The organism is Streptomyces europaeiscabiei (genome assembly GCF_001550375.1).
GTDB classification, from domain to species: Bacteria; Actinomycetota; Actinomycetes; order Streptomycetales; family Streptomycetaceae; genus Streptomyces; species Streptomyces europaeiscabiei.
The window spans coordinates 1-3,533 of the sequence record NZ_LRTR01000836.1; the positions used below are offsets into that span (position 1 = coordinate 1).

General features: G+C 72.7%; 4 protein-coding genes and 1 pseudogene. 2 read left to right on the top strand and 3 right to left on the bottom strand.

Annotation, left to right across the window (positions count from 1 at the left end):
- Positions 1-396, bottom strand: a 396-nt coding sequence (locus AWZ10_RS42340; protein WP_159058562.1) for an ATP-binding cassette domain-containing protein, incomplete at its 3' end; no start/stop codon positions are given.
- 122 nt (positions 397-518) lie between these two features.
- Between AWZ10_RS42340 and AWZ10_RS42345 the strand changes: the two genes are divergently transcribed.
- Positions 519-1,727, top strand: a complete 1,209-nt coding sequence (locus tag AWZ10_RS42345) for a DUF2786 domain-containing protein (RefSeq protein ID WP_046709491.1) — start codon at positions 519-521, stop codon at positions 1,725-1,727.
- 15 nt (positions 1,728-1,742) lie between these two features.
- Here AWZ10_RS42345 and AWZ10_RS42350 read toward each other — a convergent pair whose 3' ends face one another.
- Positions 1,743-2,348, bottom strand: coding sequence for a DUF4232 domain-containing protein (locus tag AWZ10_RS42350; RefSeq protein ID WP_234361104.1), 606 nt, complete (start codon positions 2,346-2,348; stop codon positions 1,743-1,745).
- A gap of 223 nt (positions 2,349-2,571) precedes the next feature.
- Positions 2,572-3,096 (bottom strand): hypothetical protein, encoded by a 525-nt coding sequence (locus tag AWZ10_RS42355; RefSeq protein WP_060893785.1) that lies wholly within the window; start codon positions 3,094-3,096, stop codon positions 2,572-2,574.
- Between the two features lie 215 nt (positions 3,097-3,311).
- On the opposite strand from AWZ10_RS42355, the pseudogene AWZ10_RS53260 reads away from it, so the two are divergent.
- Positions 3,312-3,533, top strand: a pseudogene (locus tag AWZ10_RS53260) (hypothetical protein); the annotation flags it as partial.

Sequence of the window (3,533 nt, forward strand, 5' to 3'; positions counted from 1 at the left end):
GCGCACCGCCCCGCGCGGGGGCCGCCGCCCGGCGAGCCGCAGCGGCAGGGCGACGTTCTGCGCGGCGGTGAGGGAGGGGAGGAGGTTGAAGGCCTGGAACACGAAACCGATCCGCTCCCGGCGCAGCAGCGTCAGCCGCCGCTCGCCGAGCCCGGCCAGCTCCACCCCGTCGACCCGCACGGTCCCGTCCGACGGCCGGTCCAGCCCCGCCGCACACTGCAACAGCGTCGACTTCCCCGACCCCGACGGCCCCATCACCGCCGTGAAGGTCCCGGCCCCGAAGTCGAGGTCCACCCCGTCGAGGGCGACGACCTCCCCGTACGACCGCCGCAGGCCCCGTACGCGTACGGCCGCGACCCCCGTCTTTCCTGCCTCTGCTACCGCTGTCGTGGTCATGCCCCAAGCGAACCGTCCGCGCCCCGCCCGCACACGACCACTGGGCGGTGTCCCGGGGGTATGGCCGGCCCTACCTCCCCGCGCCACATGACACGACCGCGCCTCATGACACGATCGAACACGTGAGTACGACCAGCACGGTGGACCGCGCCTTCGAAGCGGCCCTCTACGCCGACACCGACGCCGCCCTGGACACCGGGGCCTCCCTGCTCGCCGCCGACCCGGCGGCCGACGCGGAACTCGCCCGGCGCGGACGGGAGTTCGTCGCCGGGGCCTGGCGGCGCGGCTGGCAGCCCGCCGACGTCGTACGCTTCGTGCGGCGCGAGCTGGAGGACGAGCACGTACGTCTCCTCGCGGTCCTCGTCGTCGAGGAGCACGAGCGGGAGCAGGAGCAGAGGGCGACGGAGGGGAACCGGCGGTCACCACGCGGCCCCCGCTGGACCGCCCAGCTCGACGAGGTCGGGGAACTCGCCGCACACCCCACCCGCACGGACCGCTTCTCGTACGCCACCACGGCCCTGGAGCTGTACCGCCTCCTCCTGCGCCTGCCCACGCTCGAACCGCTGGACCACCCGCAGGCGGCCGGTGACGCCAAGAACTCGCCCCACCCCGAATCCCGCATGCTCGGCCGTATCCGCGCGCTCCTCGCCAAGGCGGAGGCGACGGGCTTCCCGGAGGAGGCGGAGGCCCTCAGCGCGAAGGCGCAGGAGCTGATGGCGCGGCACAGCATCGACGAGGCGCTGCTGGCGGCCCGCGCGCACAGCAAGAACACGCCCGGCGCCTGCCGGATCGGCGTCGAACCGCCGTACGAGACGGCCAAGGCGGTGCTCCTCGACGCAGTGGCGCGGGCCAACCGCTGCGAGACCGTCTGGAACGACGACCTCGGGTTCTCCACGGTCGTCGGTTTCGAGGCCGACCTGGAGGTCGTCGAACTGCTCCACACCTCGCTCCTCGTCCAGGCCACCACGGCGATGACGAAGGCGGAGGCCGCCCAGCGCAGGGGCGGCCGCAAGCGGACCAAGACCTTCCGGCAGTCCTTCCTGGCCGCCTACGCCCACCGGATAGGGGACCGGCTGGCCGAGGTCGCCGAGGCCCAGGTCGCCGAGGCGGAGGCCGAAGGCGCGGGTCCGCAGGGGGCGGGCGCCCCGGAGCAGGACCTCCTGCCCGTCCTCGCCGCCCGCGGCGTCGCCGTCCGCGAGCAGTTCACCCGCATGTTCCCGGACACGGTCACCACCCGCGTCCGGGGAGTCAGCGACCTGGCCGGCTGGCAGCAGGGGGCGGAGGCAGCGGACCGTGCCCAGGTCAAGGCGCGGCCCCGGCTGCCGTCATGACCCGGACGCTGGGGCTCAGTCGCCCGCCGGCAGGAACGGCCCCACCGTGGCCTCCAGCGTGCTCTCGGACTTGACCGCGACCTCGGGGTCCGGCCACTTGAAGCTGCTGACCTTGCTGTCTCCGGGCAGGGTGAGCTTCAGCTGGTCCACCGCGGCGCTCTTCTCCGTGTCACCGGCGACCCCGCGCACGTAGGCGATGGTGAAGGTCATCGACTGACCGGCCTCCAGCGTCGCCTCGGTGTCCTCGGACGCGCCCTCCTGTGGCTGGAGTGCCCAGGACTTGTCGCCGGCGAACAGGTCGACCCCGGCGAGGCCCTTCAGCGTGCAGGCGGCTTTGCCCTTGTTGGTGACGGTGACCGGCACGGCACCCTCGTCGCCGGCGGCCGGTGCGGCGCTGCTGGGCCCGACCTCGAAGCCGGCCTGCGCGGCCGTACAGGCGCCTTGCTTGCCGCTGTCGGCGGTGGCGGTGGCGGGGCCGGTCCTGCCGTCACCGCCTCCGTCACCTCCGTCACTTCCGTCACCCCCGCCACAGGCGGTCAGCGTGAGGGCCGCGAGGAGGGCGGCGGCGATGGCGGTCGGAGCGGTGCGCATGGAGTTCCCGGTGGAGTTCGTGGCTGTCACAGCACAGCCGGTGACGGTGTGAAAGTGCGAACGGGCCACGAAACCCGGAGGTTCCGCGGCCCGTCCGACACATGATCTACGATCCACGGCTCGCCGTAGACCGGATCCACAACCTGATCACGACCGGATCCACAACCTGATCACGACCGGATCCACAACCTGATCACGACCGGATCCGCGACCCGGATCCGCGACCGGATCCGCGACCGGATCCAAGCCTGCTCTACGACCCGGCGCTCGCCGTGGGCAGGTCCGTCGGCAGTCCGGACGGCAGTGACCCCGCGGCCTTCTGGAACGTCTCCTTGCCCACGCCGCCCTCCCACGTGATCGTGAGGGACTTGGAGCTGACCTTGTCCACCATGCCCTCGGTGCGATCGTCGCTGCCGTCCTGGCACTTGAGGCTGATCATCTGCATGTTCGCCGCGTCGGAGACCTTGCCGCTGCATACCGACGTGTTCACGAAGACGGCGACCTCGTCGCCGTTGACGAACAGGGCGACGGCCTTGCCGTCGGTCGTGGCCAGCCAGTTGCCCTGCAGCTCGGTCTTGGCGCCGGAGGAGTCCCCGGCGCCACCGCTGTCCGCGCTGTCCGTCGGGGCCGGGGCGGCCGACGACTCCTTGGTGTCGGAGCCGCCGTCGTCACTGCTGCACCCGGTCAGCACGAGCGCCGCCGCGAGCCCGGCCGCCGCGGCCGCGACGCGTATGCGTGGGCGGGCGGAGGAAGCCCTGGTCACGGGCTGTGCCGTCATCGCCGTAGTCGCCGTACTCGCCGTAGTCACTGGAGGTCTCCCAAAGCTGTGGCCGGATCCGGTCGCCGCGGCGACAGCGGCAAGCTACCAGGAGTGGCTCTGCGGCAGATGGCCGGGAACTGTGAGGACCCCGAGGACGACACAAGCCGCGACGGCCGGGCACCTGACGAATTTCCGCGATGCCCGTGGTGCCCGTCGGAGGCCGCGCCGCCCCGGTGCCTGACGCGATCCGTGACGGCGTGTACCCGTCGGAGGCCGCGCGACGACGGCCAGGCACGGAAGCAGAGGCGGCCGGGCACCCGACGAGATTCGCGACGGCCCGGCACGGAAGATGCGACGGCCTGGCACCCGACGAGATCCGCGCCACCCCCGGACCCGACGAGATCCGCACCGCCCAGGCACCCGACCAACCCCCGACACCCACCCCCACCCCGACA

Coding starts and splice junctions, on each gene's coding strand:
- AWZ10_RS42355 (WP_060893785.1), bottom strand. CDS start 3,096: ATGACGGCACAGCCCGTGACCAGGGCTTCCTCCGCCCGCCCACGCATA.